26 protein-coding genes are annotated in these 22,261 nt (G+C 72.6%); 16 read left to right on the top strand and 10 right to left on the bottom strand.

The annotated features are described in order from the left end of the window. Positions 1 to 130: 130 nt before the first annotated feature. Positions 131 to 991 carry an alpha/beta fold hydrolase gene (locus ACZ3IG_RS31040; protein WP_467436214.1) on the top strand — a complete coding sequence of 287 codons (861 nt, stop codon included), beginning with the start codon at positions 131 to 133 and terminating at the stop codon, positions 989 to 991. Further along, positions 984 to 1,547, top strand: a complete 564-nt coding sequence (locus ACZ3IG_RS31045; protein WP_467436215.1) for a TetR/AcrR family transcriptional regulator — start codon at positions 984 to 986, stop codon at positions 1,545 to 1,547. The genes ACZ3IG_RS31040 and ACZ3IG_RS31045 overlap by 8 nt, the downstream gene beginning before the upstream one ends. 71 nt (positions 1,548 to 1,618) lie before the next feature. Here ACZ3IG_RS31045 and ACZ3IG_RS31050 read toward each other — a convergent pair whose 3' ends face one another. Further along, positions 1,619 to 2,149, bottom strand: a complete 531-nt coding sequence (locus ACZ3IG_RS31050) for a P-loop nucleotide/nucleoside kinase family protein (RefSeq protein ID WP_467436216.1) — start codon at positions 2,147 to 2,149, stop codon at positions 1,619 to 1,621. A gap of 115 nt (positions 2,150 to 2,264) precedes the next feature. Between ACZ3IG_RS31050 and ACZ3IG_RS31055 the strand changes: the two genes are divergently transcribed. The 3 genes from ACZ3IG_RS31055 (at position 2,265) to ACZ3IG_RS31065 (ending at position 4,007) form a co-directional block, all read left to right on the top strand. Next, positions 2,265 to 2,825 (top strand): helix-turn-helix domain-containing protein, encoded by a 561-nt coding sequence (locus ACZ3IG_RS31055; protein ID WP_467436218.1) that lies wholly within the window; start codon positions 2,265 to 2,267, stop codon positions 2,823 to 2,825. Positions 2,826 to 2,915: 90 nt separating this feature from the next. Continuing rightward, complete coding sequence (locus tag ACZ3IG_RS31060) at positions 2,916 to 3,566, top strand: hypothetical protein (RefSeq protein ID WP_467436219.1); 651 nt, start codon at positions 2,916 to 2,918, stop codon at positions 3,564 to 3,566. Between the two features lie 105 nt (positions 3,567 to 3,671). After that, on the top strand, positions 3,672 to 4,007 hold the full coding sequence (locus tag ACZ3IG_RS31065; protein WP_215170612.1) for a DUF2516 family protein: 336 nt from the start codon (positions 3,672 to 3,674) through the stop codon (positions 4,005 to 4,007). A gap of 20 nt (positions 4,008 to 4,027) precedes the next feature. Here the strand turns inward: ACZ3IG_RS31065 and ACZ3IG_RS31070 are convergent, their stop codons facing one another. The 3 genes from ACZ3IG_RS31070 to ACZ3IG_RS31080 form a co-directional block, all read right to left on the bottom strand. Beyond that, positions 4,028 to 5,410, bottom strand: a complete 1,383-nt coding sequence (locus tag ACZ3IG_RS31070) for a PP2C family protein-serine/threonine phosphatase (RefSeq protein ID WP_467436220.1) — start codon at positions 5,408 to 5,410, stop codon at positions 4,028 to 4,030. 274 nt (positions 5,411 to 5,684) lie between these two features. Beyond that, on the bottom strand, positions 5,685 to 6,752 hold the full coding sequence (locus ACZ3IG_RS31075) for a C40 family peptidase (protein ID WP_467436222.1): 1,068 nt from the start codon (positions 6,750 to 6,752) through the stop codon (positions 5,685 to 5,687). A gap of 312 nt (positions 6,753 to 7,064) precedes the next feature. Then, positions 7,065 to 7,850, bottom strand: coding sequence for a methyltransferase domain-containing protein (locus ACZ3IG_RS31080; RefSeq protein ID WP_467436223.1), 786 nt, complete (start codon positions 7,848 to 7,850; stop codon positions 7,065 to 7,067). A gap of 275 nt (positions 7,851 to 8,125) precedes the next feature. On the opposite strand from ACZ3IG_RS31080, the gene mshA reads away from it, so the two are divergent. From mshA to ACZ3IG_RS31095, 3 genes are read left to right on the top strand one after another with little or no spacing between them, the layout of a single operon-like run. After that, the gene (mshA, locus tag ACZ3IG_RS31085; protein WP_467436225.1) at positions 8,126 to 9,463 is read left to right on the top strand and encodes a D-inositol-3-phosphate glycosyltransferase; all 1,338 of its coding nucleotides are present in this window, start codon (positions 8,126 to 8,128) and stop codon (positions 9,461 to 9,463) included. Then, positions 9,456 to 9,974, top strand: coding sequence for a type III secretion system chaperone family protein (locus tag ACZ3IG_RS31090; RefSeq protein ID WP_467436226.1), 519 nt, complete (start codon positions 9,456 to 9,458; stop codon positions 9,972 to 9,974). The genes mshA and ACZ3IG_RS31090 overlap by 8 nt, the downstream gene beginning before the upstream one ends. Positions 9,975 to 10,026: 52 nt before the next feature. Beyond that, complete coding sequence (locus tag ACZ3IG_RS31095) at positions 10,027 to 10,833, top strand: hypothetical protein (RefSeq protein ID WP_467436227.1); 807 nt, start codon at positions 10,027 to 10,029, stop codon at positions 10,831 to 10,833. On the opposite strand, the gene ACZ3IG_RS31100 is transcribed toward ACZ3IG_RS31095, so the two are convergent. Continuing rightward, complete coding sequence (locus ACZ3IG_RS31100) at positions 10,826 to 11,653, bottom strand: AraC family transcriptional regulator (protein WP_467436228.1); 828 nt, start codon at positions 11,651 to 11,653, stop codon at positions 10,826 to 10,828. The two genes, ACZ3IG_RS31095 and ACZ3IG_RS31100, sit on opposite strands and share 8 nt — an antisense overlap. Before the next feature lie 49 nt (positions 11,654 to 11,702). Between ACZ3IG_RS31100 and ACZ3IG_RS31105 the strand changes: the two genes are divergently transcribed. Together ACZ3IG_RS31105 and ACZ3IG_RS31110 are read left to right on the top strand one after the other, a co-directional pair. After that, the gene (locus ACZ3IG_RS31105) at positions 11,703 to 12,140 is read left to right on the top strand and encodes a DUF2000 family protein (protein WP_467436229.1); all 438 of its coding nucleotides are present in this window, start codon (positions 11,703 to 11,705) and stop codon (positions 12,138 to 12,140) included. A 100-nt stretch (positions 12,141 to 12,240) separates the two neighbouring features. Then, complete coding sequence (locus ACZ3IG_RS31110; protein ID WP_467436231.1) at positions 12,241 to 12,825, top strand: dihydrofolate reductase family protein; 585 nt, start codon at positions 12,241 to 12,243, stop codon at positions 12,823 to 12,825. Here ACZ3IG_RS31110 and ACZ3IG_RS31115 read toward each other — a convergent pair. Beyond that, the gene (locus tag ACZ3IG_RS31115; RefSeq protein ID WP_467436232.1) at positions 12,812 to 14,071 is read right to left on the bottom strand and encodes an MDR family MFS transporter; all 1,260 of its coding nucleotides are present in this window, start codon (positions 14,069 to 14,071) and stop codon (positions 12,812 to 12,814) included. The genes ACZ3IG_RS31110 and ACZ3IG_RS31115 overlap by 14 nt on opposite strands. Before the next feature lie 153 nt (positions 14,072 to 14,224). Between ACZ3IG_RS31115 and ACZ3IG_RS31120 the strand changes: the two genes are divergently transcribed. Beyond that, a complete protein-coding gene (locus tag ACZ3IG_RS31120; protein ID WP_467436234.1) occupies positions 14,225 to 14,986 on the top strand; it encodes a phosphoglyceromutase in 762 nt (253 codons plus the stop codon). 95 nt (positions 14,987 to 15,081) lie between these two features. On the opposite strand, the gene ACZ3IG_RS31125 is transcribed toward ACZ3IG_RS31120, so the two are convergent. Further along, the gene (locus tag ACZ3IG_RS31125; protein ID WP_467436235.1) at positions 15,082 to 15,942 is read right to left on the bottom strand and encodes an enoyl-CoA hydratase/isomerase family protein; all 861 of its coding nucleotides are present in this window, start codon (positions 15,940 to 15,942) and stop codon (positions 15,082 to 15,084) included. A 150-nt stretch (positions 15,943 to 16,092) separates the two neighbouring features. On the opposite strand from ACZ3IG_RS31125, the gene ACZ3IG_RS31130 reads away from it, so the two are divergent. Next, a complete protein-coding gene (locus ACZ3IG_RS31130) occupies positions 16,093 to 16,767 on the top strand; it encodes a TetR family transcriptional regulator (RefSeq protein WP_467436236.1) in 675 nt (224 codons plus the stop codon). Between the two features lie 99 nt (positions 16,768 to 16,866). Here the strand turns inward: ACZ3IG_RS31130 and ACZ3IG_RS31135 are convergent, their stop codons facing one another. After that, complete coding sequence (locus tag ACZ3IG_RS31135; protein ID WP_467436238.1) at positions 16,867 to 17,517, bottom strand: DUF4232 domain-containing protein; 651 nt, start codon at positions 17,515 to 17,517, stop codon at positions 16,867 to 16,869. 387 nt (positions 17,518 to 17,904) lie between these two features. Here ACZ3IG_RS31135 and ACZ3IG_RS31140 point away from each other — a divergent pair, with 387 nt between their 5' ends. After that, positions 17,905 to 18,120, top strand: a complete 216-nt coding sequence (locus tag ACZ3IG_RS31140; RefSeq protein ID WP_215166151.1) for a hypothetical protein — start codon at positions 17,905 to 17,907, stop codon at positions 18,118 to 18,120. Between the two features lie 112 nt (positions 18,121 to 18,232). Then, a complete protein-coding gene (locus ACZ3IG_RS31145) occupies positions 18,233 to 18,382 on the top strand; it encodes a hypothetical protein (RefSeq protein WP_467436239.1) in 150 nt (49 codons plus the stop codon). 72 nt (positions 18,383 to 18,454) lie between these two features. On the opposite strand, the gene ACZ3IG_RS31150 is transcribed toward ACZ3IG_RS31145, so the two are convergent. Beyond that, positions 18,455 to 18,703 (bottom strand): SCO4226 family nickel-binding protein, encoded by a 249-nt coding sequence (locus ACZ3IG_RS31150; protein WP_467436240.1) that lies wholly within the window; start codon positions 18,701 to 18,703, stop codon positions 18,455 to 18,457. A gap of 507 nt (positions 18,704 to 19,210) precedes the next feature. Next, positions 19,211 to 19,900, bottom strand: coding sequence for a phosphate signaling complex protein PhoU (gene phoU / locus ACZ3IG_RS31155; RefSeq protein WP_467436241.1), 690 nt, complete (start codon positions 19,898 to 19,900; stop codon positions 19,211 to 19,213). Between the two features lie 205 nt (positions 19,901 to 20,105). Here phoU and ACZ3IG_RS31160 point away from each other — a divergent pair, with 205 nt between their 5' ends. Both ACZ3IG_RS31160 and phoP read left to right on the top strand, forming a co-directional pair. After that, positions 20,106 to 21,563 (top strand): sensor histidine kinase, encoded by a 1,458-nt coding sequence (locus tag ACZ3IG_RS31160; protein ID WP_467436242.1) that lies wholly within the window; start codon positions 20,106 to 20,108, stop codon positions 21,561 to 21,563. Next, positions 21,560 to 22,240, top strand: a complete 681-nt coding sequence (gene phoP / locus ACZ3IG_RS31165) for a two-component system response regulator PhoP (protein ID WP_215166158.1) — start codon at positions 21,560 to 21,562, stop codon at positions 22,238 to 22,240. Before ACZ3IG_RS31160 ends, phoP begins: the two co-directional genes overlap by 4 nt. The last annotated feature ends 21 nt before the right edge of the window (positions 22,241 to 22,261 follow it).

A 22,261-nucleotide genomic window follows, 5' to 3' on the forward strand; every position in this document is an offset into this window, starting at 1 on the left:
TGGCATTGCCTAAACCCTTTAGGCAACGGGGTGAGGTCGACGTCGGTCTGGCGGAGACCGGCGCCCGGCTGCTGGAGCCGGGGGCGCATCGGGGTGGCGCGGGGCGGCTAATAGTATTAGCCTTTAGGTTATGAGTAATAGCGAAGGTGTGGGCGAGACCGCGTTCCTCGACGTCGACGGCGGCCGGCTGGCGTACGAGGTGGCCGGCAGCGGACCGCTGGTGGTCCTGGTGCACGGGATGGGGGACAACCGGGCGGCCTTCCGGGAGGTGGCCGCCCGGCTGGTCGCGGGCGGGTACCGGGTCGCCGCGACGGATCTGCGGGGGCACGGCGGGTCCAGCGCCGGCTGGGCGTCGTACACCCGTACCGACACGGCTCGCGACGTCCTCGCCCTGATCCGGCACCTGGGCGGTCCCGCCGTCGTCGTCGGGCACTCCTTCGGCGGCGGTGCCGCCACCGTCGCCGCGGCCGAGGAGCCGGGTCTGGTCGACGGCGTCGTCGAGATCGGCCCGTTCACCCGCCCGCAGAAGGCCGACGTCCGCGCGCTCTTCTCGAACGCCCGGTACCGCAAGGGCATGGCCCTGCTGATGGGCGCGGGCCTGCTGCGCAGCGTGCGGCTGTGGAAGCGCTACCTGCGCCACGCCTGCCCCGGCGCCAGGCCCGCCGGGTTCGACGCGCACCTCGCCGCGCTGGAGGCCGATCTGCGCCGGCCCGGCCGGATGGCCGTGCTCGGCAAGGTGGGCATGGCCTCGCCCGGCGACGCCGGCGCCCGGCTCGCCGACGTCCGCTGCCCCGCCCTGGTGGTGATGGGCACGCTCGATCCCGACTGGCCCGACCCCCGGGCGGAGGGGGAGGGCGTCGTGGCCGCCCTGCCGGCCGGGCTGGGCCGCCTGGAACTGGTCGAGGGCGCGGGCCACTACCCCCACACCCAGTTCCCCGGCACGGTCGCCGCGCTCGTCCTGGACTTCCTGGCGGAGGTGCGGCGTGGCTAGGGCGGCGCTGTCCCCGGGCGCGGTCGTGGACGTCGCCCTCGCGATCCTCGACGAGAAGGGGCCCGAGGCGCTCACCCTCGCGGCGGTGTCCGCCCGGGCCGGGGTGGCCACCCCGTCCCTGTACAAGCACGTACGCAACCTCGCCGAACTGCGCGCCCTGGTCTCCGCCCGCGTCATCGGCGACCTCGCCGACCAGGTCGGGGAGGCGGTCCTCGGCCGCTCGGCCGACGAGGCGGTCCGCGCGCTGCTGACGGCCTGGCGGCGCTACGTCCAGCAGTACCCGCACCGCTACACGGCCACCCTCCAGAGCCCGGACCCGCGCACCACCGAGGTCGGCGACCGGCTGATCGGCATCATCGCCGCCGCCCTGCGCGCCTACGGCCTGGAGGACTCCGCCGCCGTCCACGCCATCCGCTGCCTGCGCGCGGCCGTCCACGGGTTCGCCGTACTGGAGGCCCAGGGCGGCTTCGGACTCCCCGAGGACATGGACGACAGCTACGACCTGCTGATCCGCATGCTGACGGCGGGACTGCGCGCACCGGGATCGGCCGGTTAGCCCCGAGGCCGGGCAGTCCGGTGGGGCCGGCCAGTCCGGTGGGGCCGGGCAGTCCCCGCACCCCGCCGGCCTCAGCCCTTGACGGCCTCCGCGATCCGCCGCGCTGCCTCGGCCGGGGTGAGGCGCGTGGTGTCGACGACCTCGGCCTCGGCGTGCAGCCAGGTGCGGGCGGCCTCGGCGTAGGGCTCCAGGTACTGGAGACGGAACGAGGAGTCCGGGCCGACGGCCGTGTCACCCGCGATGCGCTCGCGCAGGGCCGCCCGGTCGGCGTGGAGGACGAAGTGCCGTACCGGGGCGCCGTGCCGGTCGAGGCCGGTGCTGATCTCACGCCAGTACTGCTCGACCAGGACCGTCATCGGCACCACCAGGGTGCCGCCGGTGTAGTCGAGCACCCGGCGGGCGGTCTCGACGACGAGCGGTCGCCACGGCGGCCAGTGCTGGAAGTTCTCCGCCCCGGCGCCGGGCAGTTGCGGCTTGATGTCCATGAGCGTCTCGCCGACCTTCTCGGCGTCGAACACCCGCGAGTCCGGGATCAGCCGCTGCACGAGCGCGGCGGTCGTGGTCTTGCCCACGCCGTGGGTGCCGTTGAGCCATACGATCACGGGCGCTCACGGTAGCGGGCCGGGGCCGCCGCGCGCGGCCCGGGGGCGCGGGGCGGGGGCGACTGTTGCAAGCAGCTTGCTTGCAATAGTTAGCAGAGTCGTGCATCGTGGAGGCATGGCATCGCTCAACGTCGGCAGTCTCGGTGAGTACCTGCGCGAGCAGCGGCGCAGTGCGCAGCTGTCGCTGCGGCAGCTCGCCGACGCCGCGGGGGTGTCCAATCCGTACCTGAGCCAGATCGAGCGCGGGCTGCGCAAGCCGAGCGCGGAGGTGCTCCAGCAGGTCGCCAAGGCGCTGCGGATCTCCGCCGAGACGCTGTACGTGCGGGCCGGGATCCTGGATGCCGAGCGGGACCGGGAGGAGTACCGACGGGACGGCGCGACGACGGCCGTCATCCTCGCCGATCCCACGCTCACCGAGCGGCAGAAGCAGGTGCTGCTCCAGATCTACGAGTCCTTCCGCAAGGAGAACGGGTTCGTGGCCGGCGCGCGGGACACGGCGGAGGCTCAGGACGCGGAGGGGGGCGACGGCGCCCCCGGCGGTGCCCCCGGCGTTGCCCGCGACGACGTGCGCGACGACGTGCGCGACGACACCTCCATACGTGGCCCGCGCGCGGCCGACGCGCGTACCCGCGGGACCGGCGGCGACGACGCCGCCCCGCGGCGGACGGCCGGGTAGGAAGCGGCCACCGGCCGCCGGCCCCGCGCGGGAGACCCGTACAACGCTCCGAAAACCCTCAGCCGAACGTGATCCGGGAGGACCGTCACCATGGCCATCACCGACGATCTGCGCAAGACCCTCAGCGACCCCACGCCGCTCTACTTCGCCGCGGGCACCGCCGACCTGGCCTGGCAGCAGGCCAAGAAGGTGCCCGTCCTGGTGGACCAGCTGCGCACCGAGGCCCCCGCCCGTATCGAGGCCGTGCGCAACACCGACCCCAAGGCCGTCCAGGAGAAGGCGAGCGCCCGCGTCAAGGAGACGCAGGGGACGCTCCAGACCAAGGTCAACGAGTTCATCGGCTCCCTCGACACCGACCTCAAGAAGCTCGGTGAGACCGCCCAGGACCTCGCGCTGCGCTCGGTCGGCGTGGCCGCCGAGTACGCCGTGAAGGCCAAGGAGACCTACGAGAAGGTCGCCGAGCACGGCGAGCAGGCCGTGCGGACCTGGCGCGGCCAGGCCGCCGAGGGCATCGAGGACGTCGCCGAGGAGGTCGAGGAGCTGGCCGTGGCCGTCGAGCCGAAGGCCGAGCCGGTCAAGGTCGAGGAGGAGAAGTCCGCCACGGCCACCCCGGTGGCGACTCCGGCGACCGCCGCCGCCGCGGCGAAGAAGACCCCCGCCGCCCGCAAGGCCCCGGCGAAGAAGACCGCCACCACCAGCACGACCGCCGGCACCAAGAAGTCCACGCCGTCCGCCAAGTGACGACGGCGGGGGCGACGGACCGGGCACCCTCGGGGTGCCCGGTCCGTTGTACGGGTACGGTGACGGCGTAGGGACGACCCGAGTCTGGTGGTGGACGTTGTGCTGATGCAGGGGTTCGCGGGCTTCATGTGGCTGCTGAGCATGGCCCTGATCGTGTTCAGCGGCTTCGCGTTGATCGACGCGGCCACGCGCCGTGAGGACGCCTACCGCGCGGCCGACAAGAAGACCAAGCCGTTCTGGCTGATCATCCTCGGCCTCGCCTTCGTGGTGAACCTGATCTTCAACATCCTGTCGTTCCTGCCGGTCATCGGCCTCATCGCCACGATCGTGTACATGGTCGACGTACGCCCCGCGCTGCGCGGCCTGCCGGGCGGCGGCCGCAACACCCGCCGGGGCAGCAGCAGCGACGGTCCGTACGGGCCGTACAACGGGGGCCGCTGACCCCCGCGCGGGCCGACGGCTCAGGCCACCCGGTCCAGCAGCACCACGGCCACGTCGTCCGCCAGCTCGCCGCCGTTCAGCCGGCGGACCTCGGTGACGGTGGCCCGCAGCAGCGCCTCCCCCCGCAGGCCCTCCTCGCGCTGCCGGCGCACCAGCTCCACCATGCCGTCCTGCCCGAGCCGTTCCCGGCCCTCGCCGACATGGCCCTCGATCAGCCCGTCGGTGTAGAGCATCAGGCTCCACTCGGCCCCCAGCTCCACCTGCGTCCGGGGCCAGCGCGCCCCCGGCAGCAGCCCGAGCGCCGGGCCGTTGTTGTCGTACGGCAGCAGCCGCGCGGGTACGCCGGGACGGGCGATCAGCGGTGCCGGGTGCCCGGCCAGGCACAGCCCGGCCCGGCGGCCGTCCGGCGCGATGTCCACGGTGCACAGCGTCGCGAAGATCTCGTCGTCCCCGCGCTCGTGCTCCAGCACCTCCTGGAGCGTGCCCAGCAACTGGTCGCCGCAGAGCCCCGCCAGGGTCAGCGCCCGCCAGGCGATCCGCAGCTCCACGCCGAGCGCCGCCTCGTCCGGGCCGTGCCCGCAGACGTCGCCGATCATGGCGTGCACGGTGCCGTCGGGGGTGCGGACGACGTCGTAGAAGTCGCCGCCGAGCAGGGCGCGGGAGCGGCCGGGGCGGTAGCGGGCGGCGAACCGCAGCGGGGAGCCGTCCAGCAGCGGGGTCGGCAGCAGGCCGCGCTCCAGCCGGCGGTTCTCCTGGGCGCGCAGCCTGCCCTCGGCCAGCCGCCGCTCGGCGGAGTCGGACCGCTTGCGCTCGACGGCGTACCGGATGGCGCGGCTCAGCAGCCGTCCGTCCAGTTCGTCGCGGAAGAGGTAGTCCTGGGCGCCGACCGCCACCGCCTCGGCGCCGCGCTCGGCGTCGGACGACGAGGTGAGGGCGAGGACGGCGTGCCGGGGCGCGAGTTCCAGTACGTGCTTGAGGACCGCCAGTTCGTCGTCGTCCGCGCCGCCGGGGGCGGGCAGGGCGAGGTCCAGCAGGATGCAGTGGACGTCGTGGGTCAGCAGCCGCTCGGCCTCGGTGAGGTTGCGGGCGGTGCGGACGCGGATCGGCTTGCCGGTCTGGTCCAGCAGGTCGGGCACGATGGGCGAGCCGGCCGGGTCGTCCTCGATGAGCAGCAGGGTGAGGTTGGTGTGCGCGGCGGGTTCGGCGGCGGCCGGCTCCTGGCGGGAGTCCTGCCCGCCGGTGCCTGCGCCGGTGCCGGTGCCTGCGCCGCTGCCGGTGTCTCGGGCGGTGTCCTTCCGTGGTGGGGCCTGTTCGACTGAAGGGCCGCCGTCATGGGACGCGGCCTGCGCCTGACCACTCTCCGCGGCCGGGATCGCTCTCTGCCGCGGTACGGGTACGGGCATCGTCTTGGTTCCTTCCCTCCCCCCGAGGGCACGGCGGGGCGAGGGACCTCGACCCACCGACGGGGACCATAGCGGGTGCCGGGCGGGCAGCGGAATGGCGCGCGGCACGTCGGCTTGCCAACGTCCACTGTCATATGCCGCGTTCCGTAACGCAGTTGGACAGCCGTCCGGGCTCCGGGGGATGACGAACGTCACGTCGCCGCGCGGGCGGTACCGGGCGGCGGCGTGGAGTCGGTCACGTGGTGTGCCTCACGCCCGCCCGTGTCACGCGCCCTCACTCCTCGGGCCGGACCACCCCGAGGATCGGCATGGTGCCCGCGCCCGCGACCGTCACCGAGCGCCCCGGCCGGGGGGCGTGCACGACCTTGCCGTCGCCGACGTACATTCCCACGTGGCTGGCGTCGTCGAAGTAGATGATCAGGTCGCCGGGCCGCATGTCCTCCACGGCCACGCGCCTGAGCTGCCGCCACTGCTCCTGCGAGGTGCGCGGGATGCCCTGGCCGGCCGAGGCCCAGGCCTGTGACGTGAGCCCGGAGCAGTCGAAGGACGCCGGGCCCTCGGCGCCCCACACGTACGGCTTGCCGATCTGGGCCGTGGCGTACCGCACCGCCTTCGCGCCCCGCTCGGTGGCCTCCTCGCCGATCCCGTCGAGGACGCCGGAGTCGAGCCAGGCGCTCTGCGCCCGCCGCGCCGCCTCGCGCTCCAGCCGGGCGAGGCGCTTCTTCTCCTCCTTCTCCAGCGCGGACTCCAGCTTCTCGGCCGCCGCGATCCGCTGTTCCACCGTCTTCCGCGCGGCGGCCTTCGCCGCGCGGTTGGCCTCCATCCGCTCCCACTGCTCGGAGGCGTCCGCCGTGTAGGTCTTCAGGGCCGCCTGCGCGCGCTTCATCTCCCCGAGCAGGCCCTTGGTGGCGCGCTGGCCCTGGAGCACCCGGCCCGCGCCGTCCAGGAACTCCTGCGGGTCGTCGCTGAGCATCAGCCTGGCCTCGTCGGGCAGGCCACCGGTGCGGTACTGGGCACGGGCCGAGGCGGCGGCGCGCGCCTCCAGGCCGTCCAGTTCCTCCTGGCCCTCGACGATCTTCTCGGCCAGCTCGACGACCTGCGCGGACTGCTGCTCGGCCCGCTCCTCGGCCGCGTTGTACGCGTCGGTGGCGGCGGCGGCCTCCCGGTAGAGCCGGTCGAGCTTGTCGCGTACGGCTTCCAGGTCCTCGTCCGGGGTGACGGTGACCGCCGGGGCCGGGACGGGGCCCGGGTCCGCGAACGCCGTGCCCGGTGTGGTCAGCACCGTCACCGCGCAGACCACGGCCACGGCCGCGGTGATCAGGCCACGCTTCCCCGAACCCATATCTGTGCCCCCACGCTGGTCAACCGTCGGTAACGCCCCGTTTCCCCGGGGATCGTGCCATGTCGGATCGCGGAGCGACAGAGGCAGTCAGAGACCGACAGAAGCCGTTCTTTTCCCCGTTGTCCCGCAGGAACACCTCGTCCCCCGAGCGCACCTCGCCCCCCAGGCGCACCTGACCCCCGAGCCGCACCACACCTCCCGCCGAGCCGCACCGCACCTCCCGCCCAGGTGACGAACGGCACGAAACGATCGTTCCCGGCAGCCCAGCGCCCCAGCGCCCCAGCGCCCCAGCGCCCCGCCGCCCCGCAGAAGTCACCCGCGCGGCGCCAACGCCCCCCACCGCACCGTCACTTCCCCCTGCCGCCATCGCACCGGCCCGTCCGTCACCGGCCAGTCGGCCGTGAGGTCCCGCACCGCGCGCATCCACCGCTGGCGGGCGCCGTAGGAGGCGTAGGGCGCGGCGGCGGCCCAGGCGCGGTCGAAGTCGCGCAGGAAGGCGTGGACCGGCTCGCCGGGGACGTTGCGGTGGATCAGCGCCTTCGGCAGCCGTTCGGCCAGGTCCGAGGGGCGGTCCAGGGAGCCGAGGCGGGTCGCGAAGGTGACCGTGCGCGGCCCCTCGGGCCCCAGCGCCACCCACACGTGCCGCCGCCCGATCTCGTCGCAGGTGCCCTCGACCAGCAGTCCGCCCCGGGAGTGTCCGGTCGCCGGGGCGAGCCGCGCGCACAGCCGCCGCCACACCGCGGCGACCTCGGCCTCGTCGTACTGGCGCAGCACGTTCGCCGCGCGGACCAGCAGGGGCCGCCCGGGGAGCGGGATCTCGAAGCCGCCGTGCCGGAAGCCGAGGCCCTCGCGCGCGTACGGCTGGGCCGCCGCGACCCGCGCCGGGTCGATCTCGACGCCCACGACACGCGCGCGTGGCGCCACGCCCCGCAGCCGGTGCAGCAGCTCGACGGCGGTCCAGGGGGCCGCCCCGTACCCGAGGTCGACGGCGACGGGGTCGCCGGCCCGGCGCAGTTCGGCGCCGTGGGTGGCCGCGATCCACCGGTCCATGCGGCGCAGCCGGTTCGGATTGGTCGTCCCGCGCGTGACCGTGCCCACGGCGCGGGACCCCCCGCTCGCCGAACGGATCCGGGAATGAGGGACGGGCGCGGCGCGGGGTGGCATGCCTACGAGGGTAAGCGGCGGGCCGGAGCCGGACCGCGCTGTCCGGAGGTACGCGTACGCAGCCACGCATCGAACGGTTGAGCGATCAATGGCAATGATTCGGTAAAAGCGAGGAAACCGGAATGAGGCACAGCGCTCCCGCGTTCCACTCCGGTGGAGGGCGAGGCGCGCCCTCCGGACCGGCCGCCCGCAGCAAGGAGGAACGCCCCGTGAGCCAGTACGCCGGCAGGCTCGGGCGTCGTTCGGCGGCGGCCCCCGCGCGCCTGCGGCCCCGCCGCAGGCCCCGTCGCGTCGCCATGCTCTCCGTGCACACCTCACCGCTGCACCAGCCCGGCACGGGCGACGCCGGCGGCATGAACGTCTACATCGTGGAACTGGCGCAGCGCCTGGCCGCGATCAACATCGAGGTCGAGGTCTTCACCCGGTCCACCACCGCCACCCTCCCGCCGACCGTGGAGCTGTCCCCCGGCGTCCTGGTCCGGCACGTCGACGCCGGCCCCTACGAGGGCCTCGCCAAGGAGGACCTCCCGGCCCAGCTGTGCGCCTTCACGCACGGCGTGATGCAGGCGTGGGCGGGCCACCGCCCCGGCTACTACGACCTCGTCCACTCGCACTACTGGCTCTCCGGCCACGTCGGCTGGCTCGCCGCCCAGCGCTGGGGCGCCCCCCTGGTGCACGCCATGCACACCATGGCCAAGGTCAAGAACGCCAACCTGGCCGAGGGCGACACCCCCGAACCCGCCGCCCGCGTCATCGGCGAGACCCAGATCGTCACCGCCTCCGACCGGCTGATCGCCAACACCGAGGAGGAGGCCGGCGAGCTGGTCCGGCACTACGCCGCCGACCCCGCGCGCGTGGCCGTCGTCCACCCCGGCGTCAACCTCGACCGGTTCCGCCCCGCCGACGGCCGCGCCGCCGCCCGCGCCCGCCTCGGCCTGCCCCAGGACGCCCTGATCCCCCTCTTCGCGGGCCGTATACAACCCCTCAAGGCCCCCGACGTGCTCCTGCGCGCCGTGGCCGTCCTGCTCGCCGAACGCCCCGAGCTGCGCTCCCGCGTCGTCGTCCCCGTCGTCGGCGGTCCCAGCGGCAGCGGCCTCGCCAAACCGGAGGGCCTGCAGAAGCTGGCGGCCCGGCTCGGCATCGCGGACGTCGTACGGTTCCGCCCGCCCGTCGGACAGGACCAGCTCGCCGACTGGTTCCGGGCCGCGTCCGTGCTGGTGATGCCGTCCTACAGCGAGTCCTTCGGCCTGGTCGCCATAGAGGCGCAGGCGGCCGGCACTCCGGTGCTCGCCGCGGCGGTCGGCGGTCTGCCGGTCGCGGTGCGCGACGGACGGACCGGCTTCCTGGTGAACGGCCACGATCCGGCCGCGTACGCGCGCGTACTGCGCGATTTCGCCGACAATCCCGAACTCGTGCCCCGCATGGGCGACGCCGCCGCCCGGCACGCGCGGTCCTTCGGCTGGGACACGGCCGCCGCCGCCACCGCCGACGTCTACGCGGCCGCGATGCAGTCCCACCGCCGTCGCGTACCCTCCCACCATGGCTGACGATGCACAGCGGACGGCGGCGCGGACCGTCGAGGAGGCCCTGCGGGACGCCGGCCTGGAGTGGGAGAGCCCCGAGCCCGGCAGCTACGTCGTCACGCTCCCCGGCACCCGCAAGCTCTCCACCACCGTCTCCCTGATCGCGGGCCGCCACTCCCTCTCCCTCAACGCCTTCGTCATCCGCCACCCCGACGAGAACGAGCCGGGCGTCCACCGCTGGCTGCTGGAGCGCAACCTCAGGCTCTACGGCGTCAGTTACGCCGTCGACCGCCTCGGCGACATCTACGTCACCGCCCGCCTCCCCCTCCCCGCCGTCACCCCCGACGAGATCGACCGCCTGCTCGGCCAGGTCCTGGAGGCCGCCGACGGCGCCTTCAACACCCTGCTCGAGCTGGGCTTCGCGAGCGCGATCCGCAAGGAGTACGAGTGGCGCACGGCACGCGGTGAGCCGACCCGCAACCTGGACGCGTTCAAGTCGCTCACCCAGCGCCCCACCGGGGACGACGCCGGCTGAACAGCCTGTTAATGTGCGGCGGTTCACTCCCTTCTCCACTGAGAGGCCGTGCATGAGCACAGGCAGAACCGGCACCGTGGCCGCGGCGCTCGCGGGAGCGCTCGCCCTCGCGGCGTTCACCGCCCCGGCCGCGGAGGCCGCCGACACCGGGATATCGGTGTCCCAGGTGGTCCTGAACAAGGGCAAGCCCATCGTGGTGGGCACCACCGCCGAGGTCGAACCGACGATCAGCTTCCACGTCAGCTGGCCGGCGGGCTACTCCATGAGCACCGTGGACTTCAGCCCGTTCCTGTACCACGGCACCACCGCCGCCAAGGGCGCCGAGTCCGGCGGCATCTACGCGGGCTCGTACACCTGTTACGAGGACGGCACCCGCGCCGCCGACTGCGAGGGCACCCTCTACATCGACCCGCCCTACCGGCTGGACTCCAACAACGACGCCACCACCTGGAAGCTCGCCTTCCACGCCATGCTGTGGACCAAGTCCGGCCAGGTGAAGTCCGAGGAGTACCTGACCGGGAAGGGCAGCGTCGCGGTCAAGCGGGCCGCGAAGGTCACCGTCAACGCCGCCCCGGAACCGGTCGCCAAGGGCAAGACCCTCACCGTCACCGGCACCGCCACCCGCGCCGACTGGGTCAAGCACAAGTACACCGGCTTCGGCGACAAGCTGGCCAAGCTCCAGTTCCGCGAGGCCGGCACCAGCGGCTACAGCACGGTCAAGACGGTCCGCGCGAACTCCACCGGCGCCCTGAAGACCACGGTCAAGGCGGCCACGGACGGCTACTGGCGCTGGACGTTCGGCGAGACGGCCACCACCGGCGGCGCGACGGCCGCCGGGGACTACGTCGACGTCAGGTGAGCGCCGTGGCCGTACTGGTCCGGTAGCGGCCGGGGGTCACCCCCACCAGCTTCTTGAAGTGCCGGGTCAGATGGGCCTGGTCGTAGAAGCCGGTGGCGGTGGCCACGTCGGCCGGGGCGTCGCCCGCGAGCAGCAGCCGCCGGGCCCGGTCCACCCGGCGGGACATCAGGTACTGGTGCGGCGCGATCCCGTACGCCCCGCTGAACGCCCGTACCAGGTGGGCCGGATGGGCCGGCAGCAGACCGGTGGCCTCCGCCAGGCTGAGCCCGTCGACCAGCCGCTCGTCGAGCAGCTCCCGCAACCGCCGCGCCAGCGCCGGGTCCCGGCGCACCGGCCGCGCGCCCGCCGGCCGCAGATGCGTACGCAGCCGCTCGCCGATCAGCGTCAGCCGGCTCTCCGCCTCCAGTTCCTCCCCGGGCTGCGTCAGCGCGCCGTGCAGCTGTCCCACCCGCCGCCGCAGCACCGGGTCCCGCAGGTCCGGCCGGTCCACGGCCGGCCCGATCAGATCGTCCCCCAGCCGGGAGCCGTCGAGGTACAGCACCCGCTTGCGGAAGCCGCCCGGCGTGGCGGGGGAGCCGTTGTGCGGGACGTGCGGCGGCAGCAGGGTCACTGTGTCGTGCGGGGTGCCGTGCTCGTGCCGGTCCAGGTCGTACCGTACGGCCCCGTCGTCCACGATCAGCAGCGTCCACGCCTCGTGCACGTGCATCGGGTAGGCGTACTCGGTGAACCGGGCGTGGAAGACCTCCACGACGCCCGGGACGCGCGGACGCCAGGCGGAGACGGCGGTGCCGTCCCGGTGTGCGCTCCTGGGTGCGGCCATGCAAAAAACGTACAAGACCGGTCGGCGGGCCGGCCGCCATGCTCGGATCATGGAAGGCACGACTGACACCGGACCCGTCCGCTTCGACACCAAGATCGCCGTACTGCTTCGCGCGGACCTGGAGACCTGGCAGCGCCTGAACGTGACCGCGTTCCTGGTCAGCGGCCTGGGCCCGCAGGTCCCCGAGGTGGTCGGCGAGCCGTACGAGGACGCGGACGGCGTCCCCTACCTCCCCATGTTCCGGCAGCCGGTCCTGGTCTTCGAGGGCACGAAGGAGACCCTGAGGACGGCCCACACCCGCGCCCTGACCCGCGCCCTGCCCCGCTCCGTCTTCACCGCCGACCTCTTCACCACCGGCAACGACCGCGACAACCGCGCGGCGGTACGCGCCGTCCCCACCGCCGACCTGGACCTGGTGGGCCTCGCGGTGTACGGGCCGAGGAACGCGGTGGACAAGGTGCTGAAGGGGGCGCGGATGCATCCGTGAGTGCCTCGGGAGGCCCTCAAGGGGGGGGTATTACGGTTGAAACCATCGAAAACGTCGAAACCGTCGAAATCGTTGAAACCGTCACCGAGGAGGCCCCCCGATGCGCAGCGTGACCTACGCGATGAACGTCTCGCTCGACGGTTACATCGTCGGGCCGGACGGCGGCATCGATTGGTCGGAACCCGACCCGGACGTCTTCCGCTTCTGGCTCGACGAGACCCGGGACATCGGCGTCCACCTGCTGGGACGACGGCTGTACGAGGCGATGCTGTACTGGGAGACCGCCGACCAGGACCCGTCGCTCGACGAGCCGTCGCTCGAATGGGCCGCGCTGTGGAAGCCGCTCCCCAAGGTGGTGTTCTCCCACTCCCTCACGGCGGTGGAGGGCAACGCCCGCCTGGCCTCCGGCAGTCCGGCGGAGGAGATCGAGCGGTGGCGGGCCGAGCCGGGGGAGGGCGACATCGCGATCGGCGGCGCGACCCTGGCCGCCGACGTGGCCGCGTCGGGCCTGATCGACGAGTACCGCACCCTGGTCTGTCCGGTGCTGCTCGGCGGCGGCATCCCGTTCTTCCCCCGGCACGAACGCCGGGTCGACCTCGAACTGGTCGAGACCCGCACTTTCGGGTCGGGGGTCGTTTATCTCCGCCACCGCGTGGTGCGACAGGGTCCCCTCAGGCCCGGCTGACCTCCTGCTCGGTACCGGTCGCGGTGCCCTCGGCGATCGCGGACGCCTCCGCCGGCAGGCGCCGCATCAGTACCGCGTACCCGAGCCCGGCCACCGTGCCGATCACCGCGCACATGCCCCACAGCCACGCGGCGCCGTACCGGTCGATGACGAAACCGCTCATCAGCGGCGCGACCAGCGCGGCGACGGACCAGGACATGCTGTACATGCCCTGGTACCGGCCGCGCCCCCGCGCCGGGGAGAGCTGGACGACCAGCCCCGTCTGGGTCGGCGCGTTGACGATCTCGGCCAGGGTCCAGACGCACACCGTGAGGGCGAAGACGCCGACCGACCCGGCGAAGGCGGTGAGCCCGAACCCGTACCCGGCGAGCAGGGACGACACGATCAGCAACCGCCGGGGATCGCGGTGCTCGATGAAGCGGGTCACCGGGATCTGGAGTACGACGATGAGCACGCCGTTGACGGCGATGGCCAGGCCGTAGTCGGCCGCCGAGAACCCGGCGTTCCCCATCGCCACCGGCAGCCCCACGGACCCCTGCTGAAAGATCAGCGCCACCAGGAACGACAACCCCACGACACCCATGAACCGCCCGTCGCGCAGCACCGTGCCCAGCGATACGGGAACCTCGTCGGCCGTGGCCGCCCGGAGCTTCGGCCGGGACTCGGGCACCTTCAGGAAGACGACGACCGCGCAGACCAGCGTCATCCCCGCCTCGATCAGGAACCCGGCGAGATAGCTGAACTCCGCGATGAACCCGGCCGCCATGGACGACACGGCGAACCCGAGGTTGATCGCCCAGTAGTTCAACGAGAAGGCCCGCACCCGGTCCTCGGGCCGCACGATGTCCGCCATCATCGCCTGCACGGCCGGCCGCGAGGCGTTGGAGGCCGCGCCCACCAGGAAGGCGACGGCCGCGATGGCCACCGGGTGCTGCATGAACCCGAGCAGCGCGACGGACGCGGCCGTCGACGTCTGCGCCACCAGCAGCGTCGGCCGCCGCCCCAGCCGGTCGGCCATCACCCCGCCGGCCAGCGAGGAGATCACCCCGCCGAGCCCGTGCAGGGAGGCGACGAGACCGGCGTACGAGGCGGAGTAGCCGCGGTCCAGCGTCAGGTACAGCGCCATGAACGTGGCGACGAAGGCACCGAGCCGGTTGACGAGGGTGCTGGTCCACAGCCACCAGAACTCGCGGGGGAGCCCCGAGACGGACTCCCGGACGGCACGTATCGGACCGGCGGCTGGCATGGACCCCCCGTAGAGCAGATGTAAGCACCGCAGCAGCAAGCACACCTTACTCAGCCGTCGTCCCGGCGACCACTGGATTAACACCCGCCCCGGGCCGTCCGCCCACCGGGCACCGGGGGCGGTCGCCGCAGGGCGTCGATTACGCTCGGACCCATGGCCGACGCACCGTACAAGCTGATCCTCCTCCGCCACGGCGAGAGCGAGTGGAACGAGAAGAACCTGTTCACCGGCTGGGTGGACGTCAACCTCACCCCGAAGGGCGAGAAGGAGGCGACGCGCGGCGGTGAGCTGCTGAAGGACGCCGGCCTGCTCCCCGACGTCGTGCACACCTCCCTCCAGAAGCGCGCCATCCGCACCGCGCAGCTCGCCCTGGAGTCCGCCGACCGCCTCTGGATCCCGGTCAACCGCTCCTGGCGCCTGAACGAGCGCCACTACGGCGCCCTCCAGGGCAAGGACAAGGCCCAGACCCTCGCGGAGTTCGGCGAGGAGCAGTTCATGCTGTGGCGCCGCTCCTACGACACCCCGCCGCCGGCGCTCGCCAACGACGCCGAGTACTCCCAGTTCTCCGACCCGCGCTACGCGGCCCTCCCGCCCGAGCTGCGCCCGCAGACGGAGTGCCTGAAGGACGTCGTCGCGCGGATGCTCCCGTACTGGTTCGACTCGATCGTCCCCGACCTCCTGACCGGCCGGGTCGTCCTGGTCGCCGCCCACGGCAACTCGCTCCGCGCCCTGGTCAAGCACCTCGACGGCATCTCCGACGCCGACATCGCGGGCCTCAACATCCCCACCGGCATCCCGCTCTCCTACGAACTGGACGCCGACTTCAAGCCGGTCAACCCCGGCGGCACCTACCTCGACCCGGACGCGGCGGCGGCGGCGATCGAGGCGGTCAAGAACCAGGGCAAGAAGAAGTAACCGCCCACGCATAGACGCGTGTAGGCCCCCTGCCTGCGGGTTCTCCGCAGGCAGGGGGCCTGTTCGTGTTCCTGGGCCGTCCGCCGGCCGTCGTGTCAGATGCTGTTGGCGATGCGCTCGTGGTGCCGTTCGCCCTCGCGGGTCTGGATGCCGGCGGCGACCAGCTTGTGGGCGAGTTCGGTGACCTCGTCGCCGAACGCCGCGAACAGGCCCTCGTTCTCCACGGCGTACGCCGCGTGAGGGATCGGAGGCGCGACCGCGTCGACCGCGGCCTTGGTGATGGAGATCACCTGCGGTCGCAGGCCGGCGATCCGCCGGGCCAGGGTGTCGACGAACGCGTCGATTTCATCGGCGGGCAGCGCGCGGTTGATCAGGCCGTATCGTTCCGCCAGCTCCGCGCCCACGAGTTCGGCGCCGAGGATGAGTTCCAGCGCGCGGGCCCGGCCCGCCAGGCGCGTCATGTTCACCGTGCCGCCGCCTCCGGGGAGGATCCCCATCAAGGACTCCGGCTGCGCCTGCCCCGACTTGCCGATCGCCGCGAAGCGCATGTCCAGGGACATGAAGAACTCGTTGCCCGCGCCGCGAGCGAAGCCCGCGAGCTTGCCGATGGTGACCTGCGGCAGTGAGCGGACCTCCTCGCTCATCGCCTGGAGGATGTTCAGGTCCTCGGGAAGAGGCGTGTCCGGTGCGGCCGCGAGCGCGGCGCGGGTGGCCGCGGGCAGGGCGTCGGGGTCGGTGAGGTAGGCCATGTCGCCGTGCGCGACGAAGAACTCCGGGTCGGCGCTCTCGAAGACGATGACGCGGACGCCGGCGTCGTCGCGCACCCGGGCGAGGAACGCCCGCAGGGACGGCAGCAGGACCGCGTCCATCAGGTTGAGCGGCGGGTGATCGATCGTCACCGTCGCGACGCCGTCCGAGACATCGATCGTCAGGGCGGAGAGGTCGTCGTAACTCATGGGGCTGCTCCATTGTCGCGTGGGCCGGCGCGTGACGGGCCGTCGGCCGTGAAGGCGCCGCGACGCTCGGCATCGCGGCTGACACTGAGTATCAGCCTAGGAACTTGGGTGCAGATAGGCAAACGAGTGTGACGGAGTACGCTTGGGTCCATGAGTGCGGCACCCGTCGGTACCCGAGAGATCAGCCGGCACGCGGTGCGGGCGGAGCTGGCCCGCGTGGCGTTCAACCGGTTCTGTCTCACCGGCTTCGACCAGGTCACCTTCGCCGACCTCGCCGAGGCCGCCGGAGTGTCGCGCAGCACCTTCCTGCGCTACTTCGGGACCAAGGAGGACGTGGTCCTGTTCGTCTTCGACCCGGTCGGCGACGTCATCACCGACGCGCTGGACGCCGACCGGGCCGGCGAGGACGACTGGGGCAGGCTGCGCGGCGCTCTGGAGGCGGCCGTGACGTTCCTCGTGCGCGAGGTCCAGGAGCTTGTGACGATCCTCGGTCTCATCGACCGGACCCCGGCTCTGTGCGCGCGGCTGCGGGAGAAGCAGACCGGATGGCGACCGGAGATCGTCGCCCGGCTGCGGAAGACGACCTCCGGTGCCGATGCCGGTGACGGTGCCGATGCCGGTGACGGTGACGACGCCGACGCGGGCGCCGGAGGGGGATCGGTCATCGCCGACGTGCGCGCCGCGGCGGCGCTCGAGTGTCTGTGGATCGTGCTCGGGAAGTGGAGTGCGAGCGGCGGCGAAGAGGACCTCGGTGCGCTGCTGGACACCGCGTTCGCCGCCTTCTCCACCCCGGCACGCCGGCGGACGGACGCTTCGGCGTCGTAGGAAGCGTCCTAGGAAGCGTTGCAGGAAGGGAGCGGCCCCTTCCGCTTCCTCCCCGCCCCGGCGGGCAGTGGCCGGGACGGGGAGTTCAGGGACTTCGCCTCAGCTCGCCCCGCCCTGGCCCGCGCTGCCCATCGGGCCGACCTTGACGGTGGCGCCGGAGCCGTCGGTGACGGGCAGGGAGGCGGCGCCCGGCCAGTCGAGGGTGACCGACTTGGTCTCGTTGGGCGGGGTCACCACGAGGCCGGTGATACGGACGCCGGAGCCGCCCGAGTCGTTGACCGGGTAGGTGATGCCGAAGGACACCGACTCCCCGTCCGCGAGGGTCACGGGGTCGGAGTCCTGGCCGGTGCGCTCGGCTGACAGGTCTCCCGCGTTGGTCTTGAGGTCGACGCCCGCGTAGCCGGACAGGGTGCAGTCCTGGCCGCCGCCGTTCTTGAACGTGACCGCGACCATTCCCTCGGGGTCACCGGTGCTGGTGGCGTCCAACGCGGTGATCTCCAGCGCGTCGGTGCCGCAGTTCCCGGACGCCGCGCTCGTGTCCGAGCCGGTCCCGGTGGCCGTGCCCTGGTCCGTGGCGGACTTCCCGGCGGAGCCCTGCCCGCTCCCCTCGGCGGAACCGCCGCCCGCGGTGGACGCGGAGGACGTGGACGTCCCGCTGCTCTGTGCCGCGCTGTCGTCGCCGTTGCAGGCGGTGAGCGAGAGGCCGGCGGCGAGGGCCAGGGCGGTGAAGGTGAGCTTGCGAACGCGCATCGTTTTCTTCCTCGGTCTCGGTGGGACGCGGTGGCGCTGCTCGGTCCGAGTCGGAGTCGGAGCCGGTACGAGCGGGCGTTTCTGACAACGAGGAGTCGTCGGACCCGTAGCCGCGTTCCACCCGGCCGCCCGTCAGGACATCCCTGTGACAAAGTTCCCGGGCGGCCCTGGCCGGCCCTGGGTGACGGGGCCCGGACCCGGTGCCCCGCTGGGACGGAGCTGTGACCCGGCGGAACTTGACCACGGACGTGACCGGCCTCGGACGGCGGAAACCACCCCGATGTCACGCCGTCGAGGCCAGGTCACCGGGCTGATCGACGGCGATTGAGGCGTTCCCGTGCTCCGCCGGGGCCCCGCAGCCCGTGGGGTCGGGTCATACTGAGGTCAATGACAAAGCCACTGAAGCGCCATCTGCCCACCAGTCCCTTCAAGGCACCGGTCGCACCGCCGCTCAAGGAGTTCGCCGTCGGCGACCAGGTCACACACGACATGTACGGCCTCGGCCGGGTCATCGGCATCGAAGACGGAATCGCGGCGCTCGTGGACTTCGGTTCCGCCCGGCAGCGCATCCTGAGCCCCTACGCCAAGATGAGCAAGCTCTAGGACCGCGGCGACCGACCGCTACACGAACGGGAGAACTCTCATCGACTCGACCTCGCTGTTCTCCGCTCCCGAGGGAGCGTACAGCCACGCCACCGCGGCCTCGCCGCCGCCGGTGACCAACCCCTTCCTGACTCCGGACCTGGGCCCGGAGGAGGACTGGACCTTCCCGGCGGACGAGGAGCCGGCGTCCTTCCCGCCCCAGACCCAGACCCAGACCCAGACCCAGACCCAGCCGCGGCCCCGGACGCGGACCCAGATCTGATCCCATCGTCGACGCCGGGCCCGCCGCCCGCGTGGAAGGCCTGAAACAGCACTACTCGCCTTCCCGTACCCGTCACGCCGTGAGCGGCACCTCGTGGATCTCGTCGGCGCGGTGGCCCGCCCTGGTGTGGACGCGCTGGACCGCGTCCGCGGACGGCGCCTCGGAGAGGCAGTAGACCGTGCCGGAGTCCGGGTCCGCCCAGGCCCGGGCGAAGTGCACGCCCTCGTCCTTCTCGATGGCCAGATCCGCCTGGTGTGCCTGGTGGAGCTGGTCGGCGGTGATGCCGTGCATCCCGTGATGGACGTCCATGAACCGAGCCATGGCCTCGCACCTCCTGCGTCCGTGTGCGGTCGTCCCCTGTTCCGTTCGTCCCTCTCCCGTTCGCCCCTCTTCCATGGTGCGCTCTCTTCCCCGACGCGTCCCTACGGAGGCCGGGGCGCCCCCCCACGCCGTACGGCGAAGGGCCCCGGCGTCCACCGGGGCCCTCCGCCTTCACTTCCGTACCGTCAGCCGCACTGGCAGGGATTGCCCGACTGACAACCGCAGCCGCAGCCCGAGCCGCAGCCGCAGGAAGCGATCAGGGGCAGGCTCCTGATGTCGGTGGGCTGCTCGGTCCGGCGTTCCCGCGCGGGGTCGGGCGTCGTGCTGGGGGATTCGGCCATGGTCCCTCCTGAGAGTGGTGCCTGAGCCCATTGGAAGCCCGGGGCGGCGGTCGCATCAACGGCGCACAGAGGCGCCGACGCACGCCCCGGCGCGGCCCCCGCACGCCCTGTCAGGAGCGCGTCCCAGCCGCCGGCACGCCCCACCGCGCGCCGATCCACCGGGGGCTCAGGCCCCTTCCACCCCCGTCACCGGCTGGATGTCCGGCTGAATCTCGTCCGCGTGCTCACCGGTGACCAGGTACACCACCCGCTTGGCCACGGCCACCGCGTGGTCCGCGTACCGCTCGTAGTAGCGGCCCAGCAGCGTCACGTCGACGGCCGTCTCGATGCCGTGCTTCCACTTCTCCTCCATCAGGTGCTGGAAGAGCGTGCGGTGCAGCAGGTCCATCTCGTCGTCGTCCTGCTCCAGCTGGAGCGCCAGGTCGACGTCCTTGGTGATGATGACCTCGGCCGCCTTCGCCATCAGGCGCTGCGCGAGCTGGCCCATCTCCAGGATGGTGGCGTGCAGGTCCTGCGGGACCGCGCGCTCCGGGTAACGCAGCCGGGCCAGCTTCGCGACGTGCTGCGCCAGGTCGCCCGAGCGCTCCAGGTCCGCCGACATCCGCAGCGACGTCACGACGATCCGCAGGTCCGTCGCCACCGGCTGCTGCCGGGCCAGCAGGGTTATCGCCTTGGCCTCCAGGTCGTGCTGGAGGTCGTCGACCTTCTGGTCGCCCTCGATGACGTTCTCGGCGAGCTTCAGGTCCGAGTCGAGGATGGCGGTCGTGGCGCGCCCGATCGCCGACCCGACCAGCCGGGCCATCTCCACCAGTCCGTCGCCGATCGAATCCAGTTCCTCGTGGTACGCGTCCCGCATCTTCGGTTCCCTCTCGTACGTCCTGTCAGGGGGCTCCTGTCAGGGGGTCCTGACTCCCACGCTGCCACGTTCCGGCTCGTACGCGTCCGTTTCCGGCATCTCAAATGAATCGGCACTGGCTGCAAGGTGAACTCTGGGCGACGAGTGTTCGAGGTCGCACCCCGATGGCTTCGGCCGGGCCACACCCCATGCCTAACCTGGACGCATGGACGTGAACGCGGCGGTCGCCGCAATGGCAGCGATCGCCGGAGCACTCACCGGCGTCATCGCCACGCTCGCGTTCCGCTGGAGCGAGCGCGACCAGAAGCGCCCCACCCGCACCTCGCTGCACACGGACCCGGTGCTCCCGCCGGGTGTGGACACCGTCCTGTCGGTCCTGAGGTCCTCCGCCGTCGTGCTCGACGAGGAGGACGCGGTGGTCAAGGCCAGTTCGGCGGCGTACGCCCTCGGCCTGGTCCGCGGCGGCAAGCTCGCCGTCGACCCGATGCTCCAGATGGCGCGCGACACCCGGCGGGACGGCGAGATACGCCAGGTCGAGCTGGACCTGGCCCGGCGCGGCACCGGACGGGGCGAGGCCCTGGCCGTCTCCGCGCGCGTCGCCCCCCTCGGCTCCCGCCTGGTGCTGCTCCTCGTCGAGGACCTCACCGAGGCCCGGCGCATCGAGGCGGTACGGCGCGACTTCGTCGCCAACGTCAGCCACGAGCTGAAGACGCCCGTCGGCGCGCTCTCGCTGCTGTCCGAGGCCGTCATGGACGCCTACGACGACCCCGAGGCCGTGACCCGCTTCGCCGGGCGCATGCAGATCGAGGCCACCCGGCTCACCAACCTCGTGCAGGAACTGATCGACCTCTCCCGGGTCCAGAACGACGACCCGCTGGAGGACGCCGAGCCGGTCCGCGTCGACGAACTGGTCGCCGAGGCCATCGACCGCTGCCGGCACGCCGCGGGCACCAAGCAGATCACCATGGCCGCCGGCGGCACCGCGGACCTGCGGGTGCACGGCAACCGCGGCCAGCTCGCCGCCGCCCTCGGCAACCTCGTCGAGAACGCCGTCAACTACTCGCCCGCCCGCACCCGCGTCGGCATCGCCGCCCGTCGCGTCTCCGCCTCCGGCGGTGACATGATCGAGGTGGCCGTGACCGACCAGGGCATCGGCATCTCCGACAAGGACAAGGAGCGCATCTTCGAGCGCTTCTACCGCGTCGACCCGGCCCGGTCCCGCGCCACCGGCGGCACCGGCCTGGGTCTCGCGATCGTCAAGCACGTGGCCGCCTCGCACGGCGGGGAGGTCACGGTGTGGAGCGCCGAGAACCAGGGCTCCACCTTCACCCTGCGGCTGCCGGAAGCGGGCTCGGCCCGCGTCCGCGCGCGGCAGCGTCCCGACCGCTTCGGACTCGCCGACGACGACACCGACGACGCCGAGGACATGGCGGACCCGGCCGACCCGGCCGACACGGAGGGTGCTGAGGCCGCGGAGGACACGCAGGAGAGGCAGGACAGGGAGGGCCCGGCGGACGACCGGTCCACCGCTTCCTCCGTCGCGTCCCCCGCCGCACCAGCCGCACTCGCCACACCCGCCGGACCAGTCACACCCGCCGCACCCGCCACACCCCCTGCTCCATCCCCGTACCAAACGCTTCCCGCCCCGGAGGTCCTTCCGTGACCCGTGTGCTCGTCGTCGAGGACGAGGAGTCCTTCTCCGACGCCCTGTCGTACATGCTCCGCAAGGAGGGCTTCGAGGTCGCCGTCGCGACCACGGGCCCCGACGGACTCGACGAGTTCGAGCGCAACGGCGCCGACCTCGTCCTCCTCGACCTGATGCTGCCCGGCCTGCCGGGCACCGAGGTCTGCCGTCAGCTGCGGTCCCGCTCCAACGTCCCCGTGATCATGGTGACCGCCAAGGACAGCGAGATCGACAAGGTCGTCGGCCTGGAGATAGGGGCCGACGACTACGTCACCAAGCCCTTCTCCACCCGCGAACTGGTCGCCCGTATCCGCGCCGTACTGCGCCGCCGCGGCGAGCCGGAGGAGGTCACCCCGGCCGCCCTGGAGGCCGGGCCCGTCCGGATGGACGTCGACCGGCACGTGGTGACCGTGGCCGGCGCCAAGGTCGACCTGCCGCTGAAGGAGTTCGACCTGCTGGAGATGCTGCTGCGCAACGCCGGCCGGGTACTGACCCGGATGCAGCTCATCGACCGGGTCTGGGGCGCCGACTACGTCGGTGACACCAAGACCCTCGACGTCCACGTCAAGCGCCTGCGCGCCAAGATCGAGCCGGACCCGGGCGCGCCGCGGTACCTGGTGACGGTCCGCGGCCTCGGCTACAAGTTCGAGCCGTAAACCGCCACGGACCACGCGCCA

The sequence above is a fragment of the Streptomyces sp. NPDC016677 genome (assembly GCF_055562815.1).

What these genes read in the sequence shown, in the direction of transcription:
- ACZ3IG_RS31090 (WP_467436226.1), top strand. Translation starts at nt 9,456, where the DNA reads ATGGCTGACGATGCACAGCGGACGGCGGCGCGGACCGTCGAGGAGGCC.
- ACZ3IG_RS31135 (WP_467436238.1), bottom strand. Translation starts at nt 17,517, where the DNA reads ATGCGCGTTCGCAAGCTCACCTTCACCGCCCTGGCCCTCGCCGCCGGC.
- ACZ3IG_RS31070 (WP_467436220.1), bottom strand. Translation starts at nt 5,410, where the DNA reads ATGCCCGTACCCGTACCGCGGCAGAGAGCGATCCCGGCCGCGGAGAGT.
- ACZ3IG_RS31040 (WP_467436214.1), top strand. Translation starts at nt 131, where the DNA reads ATGAGTAATAGCGAAGGTGTGGGCGAGACCGCGTTCCTCGACGTCGAC.
- ACZ3IG_RS31140 (WP_215166151.1), top strand. Translation starts at nt 17,905, where the DNA reads ATGACAAAGCCACTGAAGCGCCATCTGCCCACCAGTCCCTTCAAGGCA.
- phoU (WP_467436241.1), bottom strand. Translation starts at nt 19,900, where the DNA reads ATGCGGGACGCGTACCACGAGGAACTGGATTCGATCGGCGACGGACTG.
- ACZ3IG_RS31130 (WP_467436236.1), top strand. Translation starts at nt 16,093, where the DNA reads ATGAGTGCGGCACCCGTCGGTACCCGAGAGATCAGCCGGCACGCGGTG.
- ACZ3IG_RS31060 (WP_467436219.1), top strand. Translation starts at nt 2,916, where the DNA reads ATGGCCATCACCGACGATCTGCGCAAGACCCTCAGCGACCCCACGCCG.
- ACZ3IG_RS31110 (WP_467436231.1), top strand. Translation starts at nt 12,241, where the DNA reads ATGCGCAGCGTGACCTACGCGATGAACGTCTCGCTCGACGGTTACATC.
- ACZ3IG_RS31095 (WP_467436227.1), top strand. Translation starts at nt 10,027, where the DNA reads ATGAGCACAGGCAGAACCGGCACCGTGGCCGCGGCGCTCGCGGGAGCG.
- ACZ3IG_RS31100 (WP_467436228.1), bottom strand. Translation starts at nt 11,653, where the DNA reads ATGGCCGCACCCAGGAGCGCACACCGGGACGGCACCGCCGTCTCCGCC.
- ACZ3IG_RS31105 (WP_467436229.1), top strand. Translation starts at nt 11,703, where the DNA reads ATGGAAGGCACGACTGACACCGGACCCGTCCGCTTCGACACCAAGATC.
- ACZ3IG_RS31120 (WP_467436234.1), top strand. Translation starts at nt 14,225, where the DNA reads ATGGCCGACGCACCGTACAAGCTGATCCTCCTCCGCCACGGCGAGAGC.
- ACZ3IG_RS31055 (WP_467436218.1), top strand. Translation starts at nt 2,265, where the DNA reads ATGGCATCGCTCAACGTCGGCAGTCTCGGTGAGTACCTGCGCGAGCAG.
- ACZ3IG_RS31125 (WP_467436235.1), bottom strand. Translation starts at nt 15,942, where the DNA reads ATGAGTTACGACGACCTCTCCGCCCTGACGATCGATGTCTCGGACGGC.
- ACZ3IG_RS31075 (WP_467436222.1), bottom strand. Translation starts at nt 6,752, where the DNA reads ATGGGTTCGGGGAAGCGTGGCCTGATCACCGCGGCCGTGGCCGTGGTC.
- ACZ3IG_RS31115 (WP_467436232.1), bottom strand. Translation starts at nt 14,071, where the DNA reads ATGCCAGCCGCCGGTCCGATACGTGCCGTCCGGGAGTCCGTCTCGGGG.
- ACZ3IG_RS31160 (WP_467436242.1), top strand. Translation starts at nt 20,106, where the DNA reads ATGGACGTGAACGCGGCGGTCGCCGCAATGGCAGCGATCGCCGGAGCA.
- ACZ3IG_RS31065 (WP_215170612.1), top strand. Translation starts at nt 3,672, where the DNA reads ATGCAGGGGTTCGCGGGCTTCATGTGGCTGCTGAGCATGGCCCTGATC.
- ACZ3IG_RS31150 (WP_467436240.1), bottom strand. Translation starts at nt 18,703, where the DNA reads ATGGCTCGGTTCATGGACGTCCATCACGGGATGCACGGCATCACCGCC.